This is a genomic window from Psychrobacter sp. van23A (assembly GCF_030845275.1).
In the GTDB taxonomy this organism is placed as follows: domain Bacteria; phylum Pseudomonadota; class Gammaproteobacteria; order Pseudomonadales; family Moraxellaceae; genus Psychrobacter; species Psychrobacter faecalis.
In genome coordinates this window covers 1,257,932-1,275,268 of the sequence record NZ_CP132595.1, presented here as the reverse complement: position 1 = coordinate 1,275,268, position 17,337 = coordinate 1,257,932, and the positions used below count along the sequence as shown (strand labels likewise).

The window sequence follows — 17,337 nt, the reverse complement described above, 5'->3', positions numbered from 1 at the left end:
CACGTCAAAACCTTATTAACCAAATAAGCCATCTGGCCGTTGGCGTGCCAGCATCGGTAAATAACTGATGCAAAATAGTGCAAAACAAGCAATCCAAGCACCTTGCGCCGTCATAATCCATAATAAGTAATGGCTCATATCGACCAATGGTAAAAATACTCGACTGACAAACGTCAGCACCATCAGTACAAACATAAGATTGACGATTTTGGGCGGTTGATGGATACTGCGACCTGTATGACCGAGCGATACCCGCGCCATCATTGCTACTGTCATCATACCCACGCCAGAGATGGATAAACCATGGACGGCGATGCTGTGGCTGTAACCGAGCCATGGCTGTAGTGCGTATAACACAAAACTCAGACACATGCCTAAAAACGCGATATATAACGACCATAAGAGCGGTTTTTGCCAAATGCCACGATGATACCAACCCGCTAAGCGCACGATATTGACCACCGCGACCCCAAGGGCACTGATGGTAAGCAAGTATTTATTGGGGTAAAATAAATCAACGAGGAAAAAAACAAAGAAAAACAGTAAACTTGCGATATCTTGTGCTTTATTATTACGTACCGTCACTTCTTCTTTTTCGCCTTTAGCGTTTGGAATACTTAAACCACGCTCGATAAAGAACGGCACCACGCGGCGACCGATGGTCAACACTAGGCCGATAATCAAGTAAAAACCTAAATAGATACCTAACTTGGTCAAATTTATATTGGCGCTGATAATGCCCCAATAGCATAGCGCATTACCGAGTGTTAGGAGCGTAAGCTTGGCTAGAATACCCATCTGCTTATATTGCTTTACTTGTAGCACTGCCCGAGAAATCACAAATGCCATCCAGCCGACAAACAATAAATCAAATATCGCCGCGGCATATAGTAAGGCTGCCCCGCTACCAGCTACCGTAATACCGAGGCCGAAAGCTACCCAACCCAAGCGTGCCAGCAACCAACACATAAAGATACCGAGCAGCTTATAACCATGTGGCATCATCACGCCCGTCCAGGTTTTCACTGCGGTCAATAAGAAACCCGCCACGACTGCCAGCGCATAGCCATAAATCATTTCATGACCATGCCAATACAGCGGATTTAGCGTTTGCGCATCGATATCCGTGTGTCCGGTAAACACAAACGCCCATAGAGTCATTGTGATAATGGCAAATAAAGCCGCGGCACTAAAAAATATCCGAAAGCTCAGGTTAAGAATAGGATGCGGCGAGCTTGGCGGTTTGGTAGGTAAATTAATTGATTGCATAACAGACTTCTTATAGTCAAAGTTAGAAGGTATGTCTTAAAGATATATTTTAAATGAATGTTATACATAATACAACTGAAACTATATAACTGCTACAGTAGATTAACGCACCTATTATATACACCTTTGACTCATATAACGCGCTACACTAGATAACTTATATTATATTAATCTATATTCTATCATTTATGCTAAACCACGGCTATTAAATAACTTATCGCAAATGACTGATATCGGCGAATTTACGGCAGTATAAATGTAAATTCTAAAAGCGACGCGCTACGAACTAAGCGCTAAAGTAGCCAGCACCTTGATATTTGCTTTCATTATTACCATCATCAATAGTGACCACGGCTAATTTGACTACATAAATGGTCCACCTTGAGGAGAATGTCATGACAGAAGCACATGCGCCAATTGAAAAACGCAAAATTGTTAATCGTTTTTTAACCCTACTGACCGAACAACAACCACAAATGTATTATGCCACGACATCAGAGGTCGCGCGCAGTATCCATACCATGATTAAAGAGCACGCCAATCGCTTGACGGTAGAAGAGCAAGCACTGACCCGCCGTATGTCTATCGAGGAAATCGAAGCGTTATTGGGTTTTCATACTAAGCAACATTAGAATAATCAACTTTTAGAGTCACGACATTATTAGTAAGAAAAAAGACCACCATCAAGGCGGTCTTTTTTCATAGCAGTACGTTTAATTAAATACGTCTAACCAAAATACGTTGATTAGAACGGATACTCACGTGGTTTATGCTGTACTGAAATCCAATGCAAAGCGGTAAATTCTTCTAGTATCCACTCACCATTAAAGCGTCCAATACCAGAGTTTTTCTCGCCACCGAACGGCGCATTACTTTCATCATTGACCGAGATATCGTTGATATGGGTCATGCCCGCTTTGATACCGCGCGCAAAACGCAGACCTTTTTCCATATCTTGGGTAAAGACCGCACTCGATAGACCATACATAGAGTCATTGGCAATCGACAGCGCATCATCTTCATCCTTGGCACGAATGATACCAACCACAGGGCCAAAAACTTCATTACAGGATAAGTCCATCTCACGCGTCACTTCACTAAAGATATGCGGCGGCACCACCTGACCTTTAATCTCACCACTTAATAGCATCTTAGCGCCCTCTTTCTGCGCTTTGGCGATTTTTTCTTGTAGCGATTCGACTTGTTTTTTATTGATGATAGGGCCAACTGCGGTGTCTTCTTTGCTAGGATCACCGACATTTAGGGTTTTTACGTGAGCGAGGAAACGCTCAACGAAATCATCATAAATCTCATCTTCGACAATGATGCGATTAATCGCAATACAGATTTGTCCTTGGTGCAGGAATTTACCAAAGGCTGCTGCTTTTACCGCTTGTTCGATGTCGGCATCTTTTAGCACCACAAATGGGCTATTACCACCAAGCTCAAGCGCCACTTGCTTTATATAATCGCCGCTGTTAGCAAGCTCGCCGATATGTTTGCCAACCGCCGTTGAACCAGTAAATGACACCAAGCTTGGAATATCGTGAGTAACAATCGCATCGCCAATCTCGCTACCTGCGCCAACGACCACGCTCAGCAGCCCTTTTGGCAGACCCGCTTCTTCAAATATTTTTGCCAATAGTAGACCGCCAGTAATCGGCGTATCACTGGCAGGTTTGAGCACCACGGCATTACCCAAGGCTAACGCAGGCGCAATAGAACGCTGGGTTAAATGTAGAGGAAAGTTCCATGGGCTAATCACAGCAATCACGCCCATCGGCTCACGATAAATAAAGTTCTCTTTACCCGGCGTATTAGAAGGGCGAATCTCGCCATGCACGCGGTTAGGAAAAGTAGCCGCTTCAAGCGTAATCGCACGCGCACTACCAAACTCGACCATGGCTTTAATACGGGTACTGCCCGACTCTTTAATTAACCACTCAACGATTTCTTCTTGACGCTCATCAAAAATATTGACAACTTTATATAATACCGCTGCACGCTGGGCTGGCGTTTGCTTCGCCCATTCTGCCTGTGCTTTGGTTGCCGCCTGAAAAGCTTCATCGAGCTGTTTATCGGTTGCTTGCTGAATCTCTACCAAGGTTTCGCCATTAAAAGGATTGGTATCGGTATTGACGCTATCGTCTTGACCTTTTTGCCAAGTACCGGCGATATATTGCAAATGAAAATCGTTATACGCGCTTTGTTGAGTATGCTTAGTATCGGTTGACATAATTATCCTTATTTATTTTAAGTTTGTTTTTAAGAGCCATTCAATTAAAAGTATTTTCTAGATAGAAACTTATATAAAACACCCCACTCTCAACTTATTTTTCTAAGGTATTGGTTTACTTACTTTTTAAAATTTCAGTTAAAACAATTAGAATTTTAAATTCTATAAAAATCAAAAGCCTACGATAAGTTGAGATTGACGTATAAAACCCTAGGTTGTATCACTTTATAAACAGTCGGCACAACTATTGTGCAAAAAACTTGCTGCTCAACGTTGATAAAAGGTTTCATTGATAAAAGAATTCATTTATAAGTTGCGTTAATAAATAAAAGCCTTCTCACCAAACGTAACTTGCTAGACGACTGGTCTAATGCTACCATAGTAAGCACAAAAACAAGAATAATTTATCATTATGTATTGTTGAGAAAACGTAACGCTTAAAACTATTATCAAAGTAGTGCTCTCAACCCTGGTTTCTATTTAACTGATTTCCATTCGATTACATAACCAAATAATACCCTAAGGAGAACATCCTCTTCATGTCTGATATTACCACCCCTATTCCATCCGATACGAAGGCGCTTCTGTTAGCGATAGGTTATAAGCTTATTGCCCAAAAAGGTTTTACCGCTGTCGGTATCAAACAAATACTCGATACTGCCGGTGTACCTAAAGGCTCGTTTTATCATTACTTTGCTTCAAAAGAAGCTTTTGGTGAAGCCATCATCGAGCATTATTTTGCTAACTATAAAAGGCGCTTAGAGTCGATTGCAGCTGAAGATATTAGCGCGCAACAAAAGATTTATAACTATTTTCAGAACTGGTATGACACCCAGCAAAACGGCTGCGACCATGAAAAATGCTTGGTAGTTAAGCTCAGCGCTGAAGTGGCTGATATCTCAGAAACCATGCGTAAAGCCTTGTATTCAGGTTATCAGCAAACTGTTAATTGGATTGCTGAGCAAATAAAAGCCGGCTGGGCAGATCGTTCAATTCCTCACCCTGATAATATCGCCGCTGAAAGTATGGCTAAGCGTTGGTACTTTGCGTGGTTAGGTGCCAGCTTAATCGCTAAAATCAGTCAAACCGATACACCATTGGCAGAAGTTTGGCTGATGACCACCTCGCAACTTGGTCGCTAAATATTATTCAGGATTTCCATGAGCAACTATTTAGACCGCTAGCTAATCAATGACGATTTTCGGTTATACGATAGTTTTGTAAAATTAATAATAAATTACTAGACGACCGGTCTAATTGATGTAAAATACGCTCAAACAGCAAAAGTTACTACGATCTAATTTTTGCGCTCACAACCTACACACTTCTTAAAACTCACCTTACAGCTTCTCATTAACAACTAGGAATTTTATGAATAACTTTCAATATTACAATCCCGTTCGTATCGTCTTTGGCGAAGGTCAAATCAAAAAATTGTCAGAACTGGTGCCAACCGATGCACGTGTATTAATCACTTATGGCGGTGGTTCAGCGCAGCGTACTGGCACCTTAGATGAAGTAAAAAATGCGCTAGGTGCTAACGGCAACCGTGAAGTATTTGAGTTTGGCGGTATTGAAGCCAATCCAGAGTTTACCACGCTGCTAAAAGCCGCTGACATGGTCAATGAGCATAATATTGATTTCTTATTGGCCGTTGGTGGCGGTTCAGTCATTGATGGCAGTAAATTTGTCGCCCTTGTGTCTTCATTAACTGAAGAAGGTAGCACAGATGGTACGGTTTCTCGTGAAAAAGCGTGGGACGCATTGACCAGCTATTGCAAAAACATCGACTCAGCGATTGATTTAGGCGCAGTATTGACCATTCCAGCGACCGGTTCTGAGATGAACTCTGGCGGCGTAATTAACTATAGCGAACGTCAAGCAAAACTACCCTTTGGTAACCCGCTTACCTTTCCTAAATTCTCAATTTTGGACCCTACCAAAACCTTGACATTACCTGAGCGCCAAGTGATGAACGGTGTCGCTGACGCCTTTGTTCACGTCATGGAGCAGTACCTTACCTATCCTATTAATGCCAAAGTGCAAGATGCCTTTTCTGAGAGTTTATTAAAAATTCTTATCGAAGAAGGTAAAGCGGTCAAGGCCGACCCAGAGAATTTAGAAACGCGTAAAAACATCATGTGGACAGCAACCATGGCATTAAATGGTCTGATTGGTACGGGCGTGCCACAAGATTGGACGACGCATATGATTGGTCATGAATTGACTTCTCTACACGCGATTGACCATGCTCGCACGCTCACGATTGTACTGCCGTCAGTCATGCGTGAGCTTAAAGACAGTAAAAAAGACAAATTGCTCCAATATGCGCGTAACGTTTGGAACATTACAGATACAGATTTAGACGACGATACCATCATCGAAACTGCTATTGTGCATACTGAGAACTTCTTCCGCGAGCTTGGCTTGCCAGTGAGCTTAGAAGATGCTGAGTTAGATAAGTCGGCGATTGACCTTATTATTAAGCAACTTGAAGCACACAAAATGGTGAAATTGGGCGAACATGGTGAAAATGATTTAGACGTATCACGCCGCATCTTAGAACGCGCCGTGACGAGCAAAGCCTAATCATTTAAAGCCTTATCATCGTAACTTTCTTATCCACAACAATCGGTAGCCATCCACCTTAGTATGGCTACTGACTTTAAGAATTTTAAAACTTTAAAAAACCAATAACTACAACCAATAACTACAACCAATAACTAGAATAATAACTAGAATAAGGAGCTTTAACATGAGCTTTAATGAACAACAAAACCAACAACAAAATCGTCAAATCAAACTTGCTAGCCGCCCGAATGGCGCTCCTACTAAAGATAACTTTGAGCTGACCATCAGCGACATCCCAACGCCTAACGACAAGCAAATGCTACTACGCACGGTTTATATGTCACTTGACCCGTATATGCGCGGACGTATGAGCGCGTCAAAAAGCTATGCTGACCCACTAGAAGTCGGCGATGTGATGATAGGTGGCACGGTCGCCCAAGTGGTCGAATCTAATATCGATAAATTTGCCGTTGGTGATTTGGTGGTATCAAATTCAGGCTGGCAGGATTATAGCGTCAGTGATGGCGAAGGCGTGGTCAAGCTTGATAAGAATATGTCCAACCCTTCGTATGGTTTAGGTGTCCTTGGTATGCCAGGCTTTACCGGCTACATGGGTTTAACCGATATCGGTAAACCAAAACAAGGCGAAACCTTAGTCGTCGCAGCAGCAACTGGTCCTGTGGGCGCAACGGTCGGACAAGTCGGCAAGCATTTAGGCTTGCGTACCGTTGGTGTGGCAGGCGGTGCGGAAAAATGCGCCTATGCAGTTGAAGAATTGGGCTTTGATATTTGTATCGACCATAAAGCCGACGACTTTGCCGAACAGCTAAAAAACGCTTGCCCAGATGGTATCGACATCTATTATGAAAACGTTGGCGGTAAAGTACTCGATGGTGTATTGCCATTACTAAATGCCCATGCGCGTATCCCAGTGTGCGGCCTAGTGTCACAATATAATGCGACTGAACTTCCTGATGGCAAAGACCGCCTCGGTATGCTAATGGGTCTTATTCTGAGCCAGCGCCTGACTATCAAAGGTTTTATTATCTTTGAAGAGTACGGCGATCATTTCCCAGAGTTCTTAAAAACCATGGGCGAATGGGTTGAGTCAGGTAAAGTCAAAACCAAAGAGCATATCGTCGATGGCTTAGCACAAGCGCCGCAAGCTTTCTTTGACATGTTAGAGGGTAAGAACTTCGGTAAAACCGTGGTTAAAGTTGCCGATGTTCAGTAATGCTTATTTTAAATAGCGCACCGCTAAGAGCAATAGAGTCTCTCAGCAATACTTAACGATGAATACCAACAAGCATCAATACCAATATCAATAATAAATAAGGACAATTATGAATATTTTAATGGTACTAACCTCACACGATAAATTAGGTGATACTGGCAAGAAAACGGGGTTTTGGCTCGAAGAATTTGCCGCCCCTTACTATGCTTTTTTAGATGCTGGCGTCAATATTACCCTAGCCTCTCCTGCTGGCGGTCAACCACCACTCGATCCGAGTAGCGATACGGAAGACGCGCAAACCAAAGACACCAAACGCTTTAAAGAAGACAAAGAGGCGCAAGAGCGTCTTGCCAATACCAAAAAGCTTGCCGACGTAAAAGCCGAAGACTTCGATTCTGTCTTTTATCCAGGCGGTCATGGTCCATTGTGGGATTTGGCAGTCGATAAAAACTCTATCGAGTTAATCGAAAGCTTTGTTGAGCAAGACAAGCCGGTTGCTTTTGTTTGTCACGCTCCTGCAGCGCTGAAAAACGTCAAAATCGATGGTGAGTATTTAGTCAAAGGTAAAAAAGTTACTGGTTTTACTAATACCGAAGAAGAAGGCGTACAGCTCACTGACGTCGTACCTTTCTTATTGGAAGACGTTTTAAAATCCAATGGCGGTGACTATCAAAAAGGCGCAGATTGGGAATCGTATGTCGTCGAAGACGGTCTATTGATTACCGGCCAAAACCCAGCCTCATCAGAAGAAGCTGCCAAACGCTTACTGGCTAAACTGAACGCTTAATATAAAATACCGCAACAAGGCTGACATCATGATTCGCTTACATCATCTTAATCAATCACGCTCACTACGTACGCTATGGCTACTAGAAGAATTGGGGCAACCTTATGAAATCATTAGCCATCAGCGCGATGCCAACACGCATCTAGCACCTGATAGCCTAAAAGCAATTCATCCACTCGGTAAATCTCCGGTTATTGAGATGGATGGCGAGCTTTACGCCGAATCTGGGGCGATTACTGAGCTATTGATTGAGCGTTTTGCGCCAGAGCAATTACGCCCTGCGACCGACAGCACTGATTATGGTCATTACTTGCAGTGGATTCACTTTGCCGAAAGCTCGCTGATGTTGCCGTTATTGCTTGAACTGTTTACCACTAAAGCAGGCGTTGGCGATAATGCGTTTTTGACCGGTTATATCGCTCAAGAAAAGCACAAACTCCTGAGCTATTTAGATAATGAGGTCAAAGGCAAATCATTTATTGTCGGTAACAAGCTAAGTGGCGCTGACTTTATGCTGTCGTTTGATTTAATCATGCTCGCTAAGCGCGGCGCGTTAGAAGACTACACCCATATCAAACAGTATGCTTTGCAACTGACGAGCATTGATAGCTACCAACGCGCCATACGTTTGGAAGCCAACTATGATGACTCTATTAAGCGCTAAGTAAGACATTTCAATGGTTTAATATGAAAAAACAGCTCTTTATGAGCTGTTTTTTTATGGCTAAGTTAATAAGGGCTTTAAAGGCAAAACTTTTGCTCAAGCCAGCTATTCATAAAGACATTATCAGGATCATACTCGCGGCGTATCTCCAAAAAGCGATTGAGCTTAGGATATAAGCTTTGCAGCTCTATACGGCTCAATTTATTCACTTTACCCCAGTGCGGGCGACCCTGCCATTTTTTCATATACTCGTACAGCCATTTAAACAATGGCTCACAGTCCATACCTTTATAAACGTGGAACGATAATACCGCGCAATCCTCTCCCTGCGTAGGACTGAGCATGCCCGTCTCGCCTTTATGCGTGCGCACCTCAATAGGAAAGTGCGAGCCTTTATTGTCGTTTAATAAAATATGATTGACCTCTGAGATACATTCATCAAAGTCAGATAACTTGATAAAATACTCAGATTCATTAAATTTGACGCCGCGCGGTGTCGGAAACACCTCGTAGCTGTAACCTTCACGCTTGGTATTAGGAATAGAGCTTGCTGATATTTCACTGACCTTTTTGGTCAGCGACGGTTTCATACGAGCCAGCTCACACAGTACATAAAAAGCACCATTTAAAGTGACTACGCTGTCAAAATGATCTTTGAGTTTCTGCGTGCCCGTCATCGCTTTGGGTGCTATGACTGACAGCGTCTTTTGCTGAATCTTATTGGTGCCGGGAAACAAAAACCATTCTAGATGACGATGGCTGTGCGCGGTTTCATGAAAACGTGCCAACCCTTCTTCAAAATCTAAGACTTCGTTGGACTCTTTAAGTCCGTAGAGGTCAACCACCTTAAGCGTCAATTTGGTAAAAATACCAAGCATACCAAGGCTAGCATGTAAGGCATTACCCAACTCGTCAGTTTTCGGGTCGCCGCGATGATGGGTGTGCAGCTCGCCTTTACCATCGACCCATTCCCAGGTTACCACTTGATTGGCAATCGAGCCTAAAGTAATCCCTGTGCCATGAGTTGCGGTACTGGCAGCACCAGCAATGGTTTGCGCTTGCACATCACCCATGTTTTCTAACGCCAAACCATGCTCTTTGAGCGCTGCGCCAATTTCATATAAGTAAGTACCAGCATGTAAAGTGGCAAGCTTCGCCTCTTTATCGACTGAGATAAGACCGCGCATATTATGTAAACTGACGGCAATTTCTTCAGGTTTCGCGCAGCCACTAAAAGAATGCGCCGCGCCGGTGACTCTAACGCGCTTTTTATTTGCCCGTGCATTTTTCACAATCTCTTGTAGTTCTGCAACCGATGAAGGCGTGAGTTTTTGCTCAGGGGCAGCACGCTCGTACCCTACCCAATTTTGCCAATCATTGCTTCCTTGCCACTGCCTTAATGAAAACATTTGCCCTCTCCTCGGTAAGTTATCATGGTTTGCTGTTTTTTTACTTTGTTTGCTGGCCCTGTAGGCTGACCAGATTGTCGATAACAAATGAGTTCATTAAAATGTTCACACAGCTCACCTGCTTTTGCATGGCGGCACCAAACCATATCGCCAATATTAAGACGCGGCATCTCATCATCATTGCCCGTTTTGCCAATTGCCATCGGCGTTTGTACTTCACCAAAACCTTCATCGTTTAATAGGGATAAATGTTTGGGATAATGAATGACCGGTGCTTTATCGGCCCCTGTCGCACCCGAGGCAATAAAGCCGCCACTATGACAGGTAATCACGCCTTTTTCTGGTTGACGCGTCACAGGCAGCACAAAGCCCGCGGCAGGCTGAAACTCATGCATGCTATCCATATAATCAAAATACGCCGGTTTATAATAGGCAGAACCGACCGTTATTTCGCTAACCTCAGGCTGGCTTGAGGTGAAATCCATACTGCCACTGCCACCCCCATTGACGAGCTTAAGCGTATAACCTTGTTTATCCAGATAGGCAACAATTGAGCGGCGGTGCTTACTCACTTGTTTTTGTGAGCGGCTTTTTAGTAAACGAATTGCAGGCGACAACACAGTTTTACCCGGTAAATGCTCGGGCAAACCCGCAATTTGTGCCTCATAGCCCATTGCCGCACTGATCTTAATATTGGGATATTTTTTGATATGCTGTAGTAGCTTTTTTACGTCTTTGATGCTCATTAATGCCGAACGCTTGGTACCGAAATACAGCTTGGGCAGCGGCATCGACATATTGATATCGAGACAAACATCAATAATGACATCGTGCGCTTTGGCAACTTCATTAAGCACATCCACATGCTCTGGGCGATCGATCATCCAAATCATGGTTGCGCCCTGTTTGGTAAAGTCAAAAGTTGCGGCGACACTTTTCGCATCTAAAGTTGGATAAGCGCAGAGAATATTATCAAAGCCATTTTCTAACAGATACACTGATTCGTCGGCCGCATAAGACATCAGCCCGATAAAGTTAGGAGATTTGTCTTTAATGTAGTGCAGAACATCGATAGAGCGAATAGATTTGGTCGCCAAGCGTAGTTGAACAGACTTAGTTTTTTGGTTGACCAGTGTTATATTATGATCGAGCGCGTCCATATCGAGCCACGCACTCGGAGCTTTCGACGGAATAATGTGGGCAAAATCCATTTTACTTTCCTTGTAACGACCATTGAATACGACCTTATATTTCTTATAATACTGTTATTATGCCTCTAAAAAAGAGGATATATCAGCATCATAGTTTGTACCCAGAGCCTAGCTCAGTCAAGCGCCATATTTATAAAAAATCGACATTTGTTAAATCACATAAATAAGTTTAGCTAAGAAGACCTTCGAGCAAAAACTCTAAATAAAAGTGGAATTATTTATATCTTTAAGCATAAAAATAACTATGACGCTCTCACCTTTTTAAACTAAAAAAGTACAATCACTAAATAGTCTCAAATTGAAATCATGATAAAATAATGCAAACAGTCCTTTGACTGTTTTTTATTTTTTATAGCTACTAAATGAAGCACTTATGGCTCAATTTGATAATAGCTCGGATAATAGCTCGTCCAATTTTTGCTCGTCTAGGAATCCTACGATGTCACTTTATCTTTCTACTTTTAGCAGGTGGCGATAGACAATGAGCAATGAATACCAATTCAAACCGCACGAACAACCCTTTATGGTGGGTTCTCCCGCCACACCCGACCATCCTACGCGCCGCAAAGTATTTTATCTATTGATTGGTATTTTTATTGGCATCACCGCCAGCTTTCAAAATGGTTTATTGGTGGCAAATCTGACCCAAATCCAAGGTGAAATGGGCTTGACGCCAGTCGAAGGTGGCTGGATATCGGTCGCCTATAATATGACCAATGCTTGTATCACCGTGCTGCTATACAAAATCCGTCAGCAATTTGGTATGGCGCTCTTTAGCAAAATCACCCTGTTCTCACTGTTGGCGGCCACCAGTTTACAATGGTTAGTCAGTAGCCATCTCTTAGACACCAGCGCTATTATCATTGAGCCTTATTATCTAGAAATCATCGCCCGCGGCTTAAGTGGTATGGTTGCTAGTGCCATGACGGTATTGGCTATTTTTTATTGCCTGCAAGGTATGCCAACCGCCAAACGCATTAGCGGTCTGATTTTGGGGTTTGGCTTAGTACAATTTGGCATTCCTCTCTCAAGGATTATCTCGCCATATCTTGCGGTCGACGGCCAGCTTGAAACGCTATTTTTGTTTGAATTGGGCTTAACCCTGATTTGCTTTGCCCTGATTAATATCTTAGAGCTACCACCTGGCAATACCGAAAAAGTATTCGAAAAACTGGATTTTTTAAGCTTTGCGTTTTTTGCCAGCGGACTTGCAGCGTTGGCAGTCTTTTTGGTACAAGGGCGTATCCAGTGGTGGACGACGCCTTGGCTGAGCTATCCGCTCATCATCGCGGTGGTGACAATTAGCATCGCCTTATGGATTGAAACGCACCGTAAAAACCCAATGTTACAAGTGCGCTGGATGCGTAGCCGCAATATCATCGCTTTTACGATAACCGGCGCGGTGATGCGTATTTTATTATCCGAGCAAAATGTCGGTGCAGCTGGCTTACTGGCCAATTTGGGCTACGGAAATGATCAGTTGATTACCTTTTATGCGGTGATACTTGCCGCCAGCGTTCTGGCCTTGGTCATCAGTATTTTTAGGACCAATGCGATGGATTTACGCCGTCCAGTCATTTTCGCTGTCGCCCTGATTGCGGTTGGCGCCTGGCTAGATACAGATATTTCGCTAAATTCTGCCCCTTATATGTTTTATGTCAGTCAATTTATGATTGCCTTTGCTGCCGTCTATTTTATGGGTCCCATGGTTTTTGAAGGGATGTTTCGCGCTATCGCTAACGGCCCCGCTTACATTATTAGTTTTTCGGTTATTTTTAGCATCTCGCAGACCATTGGCGGACTTGCAGGCGCGGCAGCGATTCAAGCGTTTACCACCATACGTACACAGATACACTACGCTGATATGGTCAGCTCGCTTAATTTGGGCGATCCGGCCTTAATGGCACAAGTTGCAGGCGCAGGTCGTATGTTATCTACCCAAATCACGGATGCCAATCAAGCAAATGTCGCAGCGATGGGACAAGTATTGCAAGGCATTCAGCGCCAAGCGACTGTCGCCGCCTATGCTGATTTATTTTTTCTTATGGCAACTATCGCCTCCATCACAACGCTGATTTTATTACTAAATTACTTGTATCATCGCTACCATAAACGTAATCCATTGGCTAAAGAATTGGCAGCGATTGCAAAAATGCGCGAAGCAAAATAGCCCGAATAATTAAAGCATTTTCTTCATTTAAAAATGCCACTTAACATATTAATTAATGCAAAAAACTTATGATAACTATTCAAACTTTAGGAGCGCGGCATGAGTCAAGAAAAATCTGATGAGCTTAACCAAAACCCTAAGCCTGCCTCTGACGCGCTAACCAACGACAATCATGCTCCTGATGCAACAAATCATCCAAGTGCTGTGGTCAATATAGATAAATCAGCTAACGACAGGCTCGTAAACGATGAGAGTATTGTTAATGACGAGAGTACTGTTAATGATAATCTTACTGACAGTGATGAGTCGTCCATGCCGCCAAAGGAGCCGATTCCTAGCAGCGACGGCTGGTCGCCAAAGAAGAAATCTTATTTAAATTTAGGCATACTAATCGCCTTGATTGTGATTGGCGTGGCCTTAATTTTGTACGCTTGGAAGCTGCCGCCTTTTACTCCGACGGTCCAGCAGACCAATAATGCCTTTATTAAAGGCCAAACCACCATTATCAGTCCGCAAGTATCTGGCTACGTGACTGAGGTGGCGGTTGAGGATTTTGCCAATGTTAAAGAAGGTGATTTATTAATCAAAATAGACGATCGTACTTTTAGGCAGCAGCTTGAGCAAGCGCAGGCAAACATTGAAATCGCTGTGACCAATCGCGCTAGTAATGCGCAGGATACAGGAACCAGCCAAGCGCAAATCGAAGCACGCGAGGCGGACTTATATAGTGCTAAAGTCAGCGTCGACAGTGCGCGTGAGGATGTCAAACGCTATCAAGGTTTAGACGCTATCGGCGCGGTCTCAAAGGCAGAAGTGGCGCATATCAAAGCGCAACTTGCAAAAGCGCAGGCCAACGTGCAACAAGCAGAAGCGAATTTACAAGTGGCTCGTGAGGCAAGCGAGAAGACCAGCGGTAGCCGCTCATCTTTAGATGCCAATATTAAGAGTGCAGAAGCCGGTGCTAAGCAAGCTCAGATTAATTTAGACAATACCGTTATTAAGGCACCAGAATCTGGGCAGCTGAGTCAAATCAGTGTCAAAGAGGGACAATACGTGAGCGCAGGTACGCAGCTGATGTATATCGTACCAAAAGGCGTATGGATTATTGCTAACTTTAAAGAAACGCAAGTAGCCAATATGCGTATCGGTGAGCCCGCTACCATTCATGTCGATGCCCTTGGCGGTGCCAAATTTAGTGGTCATGTCAGTAATATCTCGCCTGCAACGGGCAGCGAATTTAGTGCCGGCGCGGCCAATCCTGCGACGGGTAACTATATCAAAATTGCCCAGCGCGTTCCTGTTAGAATTGATTTAGACCAAAGCCAGCCTAACCTTGCGCAGTTACGTCCAGGTATGTCAGTGTCAGTGAATGTCGATACCAAAGCAAGAAGTTAATGCAAGAAATTAGGCTAAAAATCAGCGCAAAAAAAGCCTCTTTAAATGCCTAGCGTGTTAGGTTTAAAGAGGCTTTTTGATTTTTGCAATATCTTATTTTCAGTAGATTTTAGCTTAAATGAGCTAATTTTATGGTAACAAACGTTTGGTTGTCCATTTTGCCGCGTCGCCCGTGCCACTCTTATCTTGCGTATAAACAATGCGGTCATGCATACGATTGGCACGGCCTTGCCAAAACTCGATGCTCTCAATCGTAATCTCATAGCCACCCCAAAACTCAGGGGTTGGCACTTGACTGTCTGCTGGATAATCATTTTGCAACTGCTCAAACGTTTGCTCCATGACCTCGCGATTGGCAACTTCACCACTTTGCGGCTGGCTAACCCACGCGCCCACTTGACTATCATGCGGACGTTTTTGGAAATAAGCCGCGGATTTAGTAGCCTCTATTTTAGCAATGCTGCCGCTGATACGGATTTGACGCTCAAGCTTATGCCAAAAAAACAGCGCTTCGGCATTGGGATTTTCAGCGATATCTTGACCCTTGGCACTTTCATAATTGGTATAAAACACGATGCCTTTTTCAGTAATCTCCCGCAGCAAAACGATACGCACGCTGGGCTTATTGTCTGCGCCGCACGTCGCTAAACTCATCGCATAAGGTTCTTGCACTTCTGCTGCTATCGCTTCATTCATCCACGCGTGTAGCATCTCAAATGGTGAATCTGGTACTGACTGCTGGTCGAGTTGCCCTTTCTCATACGATAGGCGCTGATCGGTAAAATCCATACTCATGATTGTTTCTCGCTAACTTTCAAATATTATTAATATAAGTGTATTTAACCAAGACGTTTAGCCTAAAACCGTTTTGATTTTATCGGCCAAATCGTTGGCCATCACATCACATTCTATCTCATCGTCTGACTCAACCATGACCCGAATCATCGGCTCTGTACCTGACTGACGGATAAGCAGGCGACCACGACCTTCTAAAGTAGCACGCGCTTTATCAAAAGCTGCGACAAGCTCTTCATGCTCAAACGGATCTTGCATTTGCGATAAGCGCACATTGACCAGTTTTTGTGGTAACACTTCAAAGCCTTCGGTCAAATCGCTAAGTGCCTTACCACGTGCTTGCATCACTGCCAGCACTTGTAAGCCTGCGATAATGGCATCGCCCGTGCGGCTTTTATCCAAGCATAAAATATGACCAGATGGCTCACCGCCCAATATCCAACCTTTGGCTTCAAGCTCTTGCATGACATAGCGGTCGCCAACTTTTGCACGGGTAAAGGCGATATCCGCGTCTTTTAACGCCAACTCTAAACCCATGTTACTCATCAAGGTACCCACAACGCCTTCAGCTTTGGTTTGACCTTGAGTAGCAAGTACATACAAAATACCATCGCCATCGACCAGCTCACCGGCTTCATCGACCATCACGATACGGTCACCATCGCCATCTAAAGCAATACCGACATCGGCTTCATATTCGAGTACCGCTTTTTGCAGACTCTCAGGATGGGTTGAGCCGCAATTGGCATTGATATTGATACCATCGGGTTTGTTATTAATTGCGATAACATTGGCGCCAAGCTCACGCATAACGCGTGGCGCAACGCTATAACCAGCCCCATTGGCACAGTCGACGACGACGGTCAAATGATCTAAGTCATATTGATAAGGGAAGCTACCTTTACAAAATTCGATATAGCGCCCTTTCGCATCATTAATACGATTGTTTTTGCCCAGTTGCGCCGGATCTAGAATTGGCATGATGGCATTATTAGCGGAATTTGAGGCATCCATAATTGCGGTCAATTTATCATTGATTGCGCTTTGCATCTCATCGGTCAGTTTTTTGCCATCACCTGAGAAGAACTTGATGCCATTATCAAAATAAGGATTGTGCGAAGCAGAAATCACCACACCAGCATCGGCGTTAAAACTGCGGGTCAAATGCGCGATAGCAGGCGTCGGTAGCGGCCCTAGCATATGGACGTCAACCCCAGCCGCATTAAAGCCCGCCTGCAGCGCCCCTTCAATCACATAGCCGGACAGACGCGTATCTTTACCTATCACCACACTGGGTTTGCGCGCAGGATTATTATTATTTTCTATCAGCACCAGTCCCGTCACATAACCTAACTTCAAAATAAAATCAGGGGTAATCGGTAACTCACCAAATTTTCCGCGAATACCATCAGTGCCAAAGTAACTCATTATTATTATTCCTCAATTTTATAAAGTAAAAAATCAAACGGGCGCCCAGACTGTCATTGGTTTAAAAGAAGCTTAATTTATAGACAATCGCTTTTTTAGAAACCCTTTTAAAACTGTCTGCTGCTATAAATTTTCTTTTTTTGCTCTCTTTCTATGCGCCTTGTCCTT

At 43.8% G+C, this 17,337-nt stretch carries 14 protein-coding genes; 8 read left to right on the top strand and 6 right to left on the bottom strand.

The features are described 5' to 3' along the window. Positions 1 to 15 precede the first annotated feature (15 nt). Positions 16 to 1,269 carry an NnrS family protein gene (locus RAH45_RS05490; RefSeq protein WP_306495766.1) on the bottom strand — a complete coding sequence of 418 codons (1,254 nt, stop codon included), beginning with the start codon at positions 1,267 to 1,269 and terminating at the stop codon, positions 16 to 18. A 395-nt stretch (positions 1,270 to 1,664) separates the two neighbouring features. Between RAH45_RS05490 and RAH45_RS05485 the strand changes: the two genes are divergently transcribed. Then, on the top strand, positions 1,665 to 1,901 hold the full coding sequence (locus RAH45_RS05485) for a hypothetical protein (RefSeq protein ID WP_144296297.1): 237 nt from the start codon (positions 1,665 to 1,667) through the stop codon (positions 1,899 to 1,901). 113 nt (positions 1,902 to 2,014) lie between these two features. Here the strand turns inward: RAH45_RS05485 and RAH45_RS05480 are convergent, their stop codons facing one another. Then, positions 2,015 to 3,505, bottom strand: coding sequence for an aldehyde dehydrogenase family protein (locus RAH45_RS05480; protein WP_198328134.1), 1,491 nt, complete (start codon positions 3,503 to 3,505; stop codon positions 2,015 to 2,017). Between the two features lie 539 nt (positions 3,506 to 4,044). On the opposite strand from RAH45_RS05480, the gene RAH45_RS05475 reads away from it, so the two are divergent. From RAH45_RS05475 to RAH45_RS05455, 5 genes are all read left to right on the top strand, one after another. Then, a complete protein-coding gene (locus RAH45_RS05475; RefSeq protein WP_198328135.1) occupies positions 4,045 to 4,647 on the top strand; it encodes a TetR/AcrR family transcriptional regulator in 603 nt (200 codons plus the stop codon). Positions 4,648 to 4,876: 229 nt separating this feature from the next. After that, positions 4,877 to 6,094 carry an iron-containing alcohol dehydrogenase gene (locus RAH45_RS05470; RefSeq protein ID WP_306495765.1) on the top strand — a complete coding sequence of 406 codons (1,218 nt, stop codon included), beginning with the start codon at positions 4,877 to 4,879 and terminating at the stop codon, positions 6,092 to 6,094. Between the two features lie 166 nt (positions 6,095 to 6,260). Continuing rightward, a complete protein-coding gene (locus tag RAH45_RS05465; protein ID WP_306495763.1) occupies positions 6,261 to 7,310 on the top strand; it encodes an NADPH-dependent curcumin/dihydrocurcumin reductase in 1,050 nt (349 codons plus the stop codon). A gap of 109 nt (positions 7,311 to 7,419) precedes the next feature. Then, entirely contained in the window at positions 7,420 to 8,097 is a 678-nt protein-coding gene (locus tag RAH45_RS05460; protein WP_306495761.1) for a type 1 glutamine amidotransferase domain-containing protein, read from the top strand. A 28-nt stretch (positions 8,098 to 8,125) separates the two neighbouring features. Next, positions 8,126 to 8,761, top strand: a complete 636-nt coding sequence (locus RAH45_RS05455) for a glutathione S-transferase family protein (protein ID WP_306495759.1) — start codon at positions 8,126 to 8,128, stop codon at positions 8,759 to 8,761. Positions 8,762 to 8,838: 77 nt separating this feature from the next. On the opposite strand, the gene RAH45_RS05450 is transcribed toward RAH45_RS05455, so the two are convergent. Continuing rightward, positions 8,839 to 10,170: an FAD-linked oxidoreductase, L-gulonolactone oxidase family gene (locus tag RAH45_RS05450; protein WP_191691600.1), complete on the bottom strand. Its 1,332-nt coding sequence runs from the start codon at positions 10,168 to 10,170 to the stop codon at positions 8,839 to 8,841. Beyond that, positions 10,158 to 11,381: an alanine racemase gene (locus tag RAH45_RS05445; RefSeq protein WP_191691598.1), complete on the bottom strand. Its 1,224-nt coding sequence runs from the start codon at positions 11,379 to 11,381 to the stop codon at positions 10,158 to 10,160. Before RAH45_RS05445 ends, RAH45_RS05450 begins: the two co-directional genes overlap by 13 nt. Before the next feature lie 481 nt (positions 11,382 to 11,862). On the opposite strand from RAH45_RS05445, the gene RAH45_RS05440 reads away from it, so the two are divergent. Both RAH45_RS05440 and RAH45_RS05435 read left to right on the top strand, forming a co-directional pair. Next, positions 11,863 to 13,551, top strand: a complete 1,689-nt coding sequence (locus tag RAH45_RS05440) for an MFS transporter (RefSeq protein ID WP_191691596.1) — start codon at positions 11,863 to 11,865, stop codon at positions 13,549 to 13,551. A gap of 99 nt (positions 13,552 to 13,650) precedes the next feature. Beyond that, the gene (locus tag RAH45_RS05435; RefSeq protein ID WP_198328141.1) at positions 13,651 to 14,946 is read left to right on the top strand and encodes an HlyD family secretion protein; all 1,296 of its coding nucleotides are present in this window, start codon (positions 13,651 to 13,653) and stop codon (positions 14,944 to 14,946) included. 129 nt (positions 14,947 to 15,075) lie between these two features. Here the strand turns inward: RAH45_RS05435 and pdxH are convergent, their stop codons facing one another. Both pdxH and glmM read right to left on the bottom strand, forming a co-directional pair. Next, on the bottom strand, positions 15,076 to 15,735 hold the full coding sequence (gene pdxH, locus RAH45_RS05430; RefSeq protein WP_306495910.1) for a pyridoxamine 5'-phosphate oxidase: 660 nt from the start codon (positions 15,733 to 15,735) through the stop codon (positions 15,076 to 15,078). Between the two features lie 63 nt (positions 15,736 to 15,798). Continuing rightward, positions 15,799 to 17,169, bottom strand: coding sequence for a phosphoglucosamine mutase (gene glmM / locus RAH45_RS05425; protein ID WP_191691594.1), 1,371 nt, complete (start codon positions 17,167 to 17,169; stop codon positions 15,799 to 15,801). Positions 17,170 to 17,337 lie beyond the last annotated feature (168 nt).

Bases quoted from the DNA above. Each gene is read 5' to 3' on its own strand.
- RAH45_RS05450 (WP_191691600.1), bottom strand. From the start codon at position 10,170: ATGTTTTCATTAAGGCAGTGGCAAGGAAGCAATGATTGGCAAAATTGG.
- RAH45_RS05490 (WP_306495766.1), bottom strand. From the start codon at position 1,269: ATGCAATCAATTAATTTACCTACCAAACCGCCAAGCTCGCCGCATCCT.
- RAH45_RS05445 (WP_191691598.1), bottom strand. From the start codon at position 11,381: ATGGATTTTGCCCACATTATTCCGTCGAAAGCTCCGAGTGCGTGGCTC.
- RAH45_RS05470 (WP_306495765.1), top strand. From the start codon at position 4,877: ATGAATAACTTTCAATATTACAATCCCGTTCGTATCGTCTTTGGCGAA.
- RAH45_RS05460 (WP_306495761.1), top strand. From the start codon at position 7,420: ATGAATATTTTAATGGTACTAACCTCACACGATAAATTAGGTGATACT.
- pdxH (WP_306495910.1), bottom strand. From the start codon at position 15,735: ATGGATTTTACCGATCAGCGCCTATCGTATGAGAAAGGGCAACTCGAC.
- RAH45_RS05435 (WP_198328141.1), top strand. From the start codon at position 13,651: ATGAGTCAAGAAAAATCTGATGAGCTTAACCAAAACCCTAAGCCTGCC.
- RAH45_RS05480 (WP_198328134.1), bottom strand. From the start codon at position 3,505: ATGTCAACCGATACTAAGCATACTCAACAAAGCGCGTATAACGATTTT.
- RAH45_RS05455 (WP_306495759.1), top strand. From the start codon at position 8,126: ATGATTCGCTTACATCATCTTAATCAATCACGCTCACTACGTACGCTA.
- RAH45_RS05440 (WP_191691596.1), top strand. From the start codon at position 11,863: ATGAGCAATGAATACCAATTCAAACCGCACGAACAACCCTTTATGGTG.
- RAH45_RS05485 (WP_144296297.1), top strand. From the start codon at position 1,665: ATGACAGAAGCACATGCGCCAATTGAAAAACGCAAAATTGTTAATCGT.
- RAH45_RS05475 (WP_198328135.1), top strand. From the start codon at position 4,045: ATGTCTGATATTACCACCCCTATTCCATCCGATACGAAGGCGCTTCTG.
- glmM (WP_191691594.1), bottom strand. From the start codon at position 17,169: ATGAGTTACTTTGGCACTGATGGTATTCGCGGAAAATTTGGTGAGTTA.
- RAH45_RS05465 (WP_306495763.1), top strand. From the start codon at position 6,261: ATGAGCTTTAATGAACAACAAAACCAACAACAAAATCGTCAAATCAAA.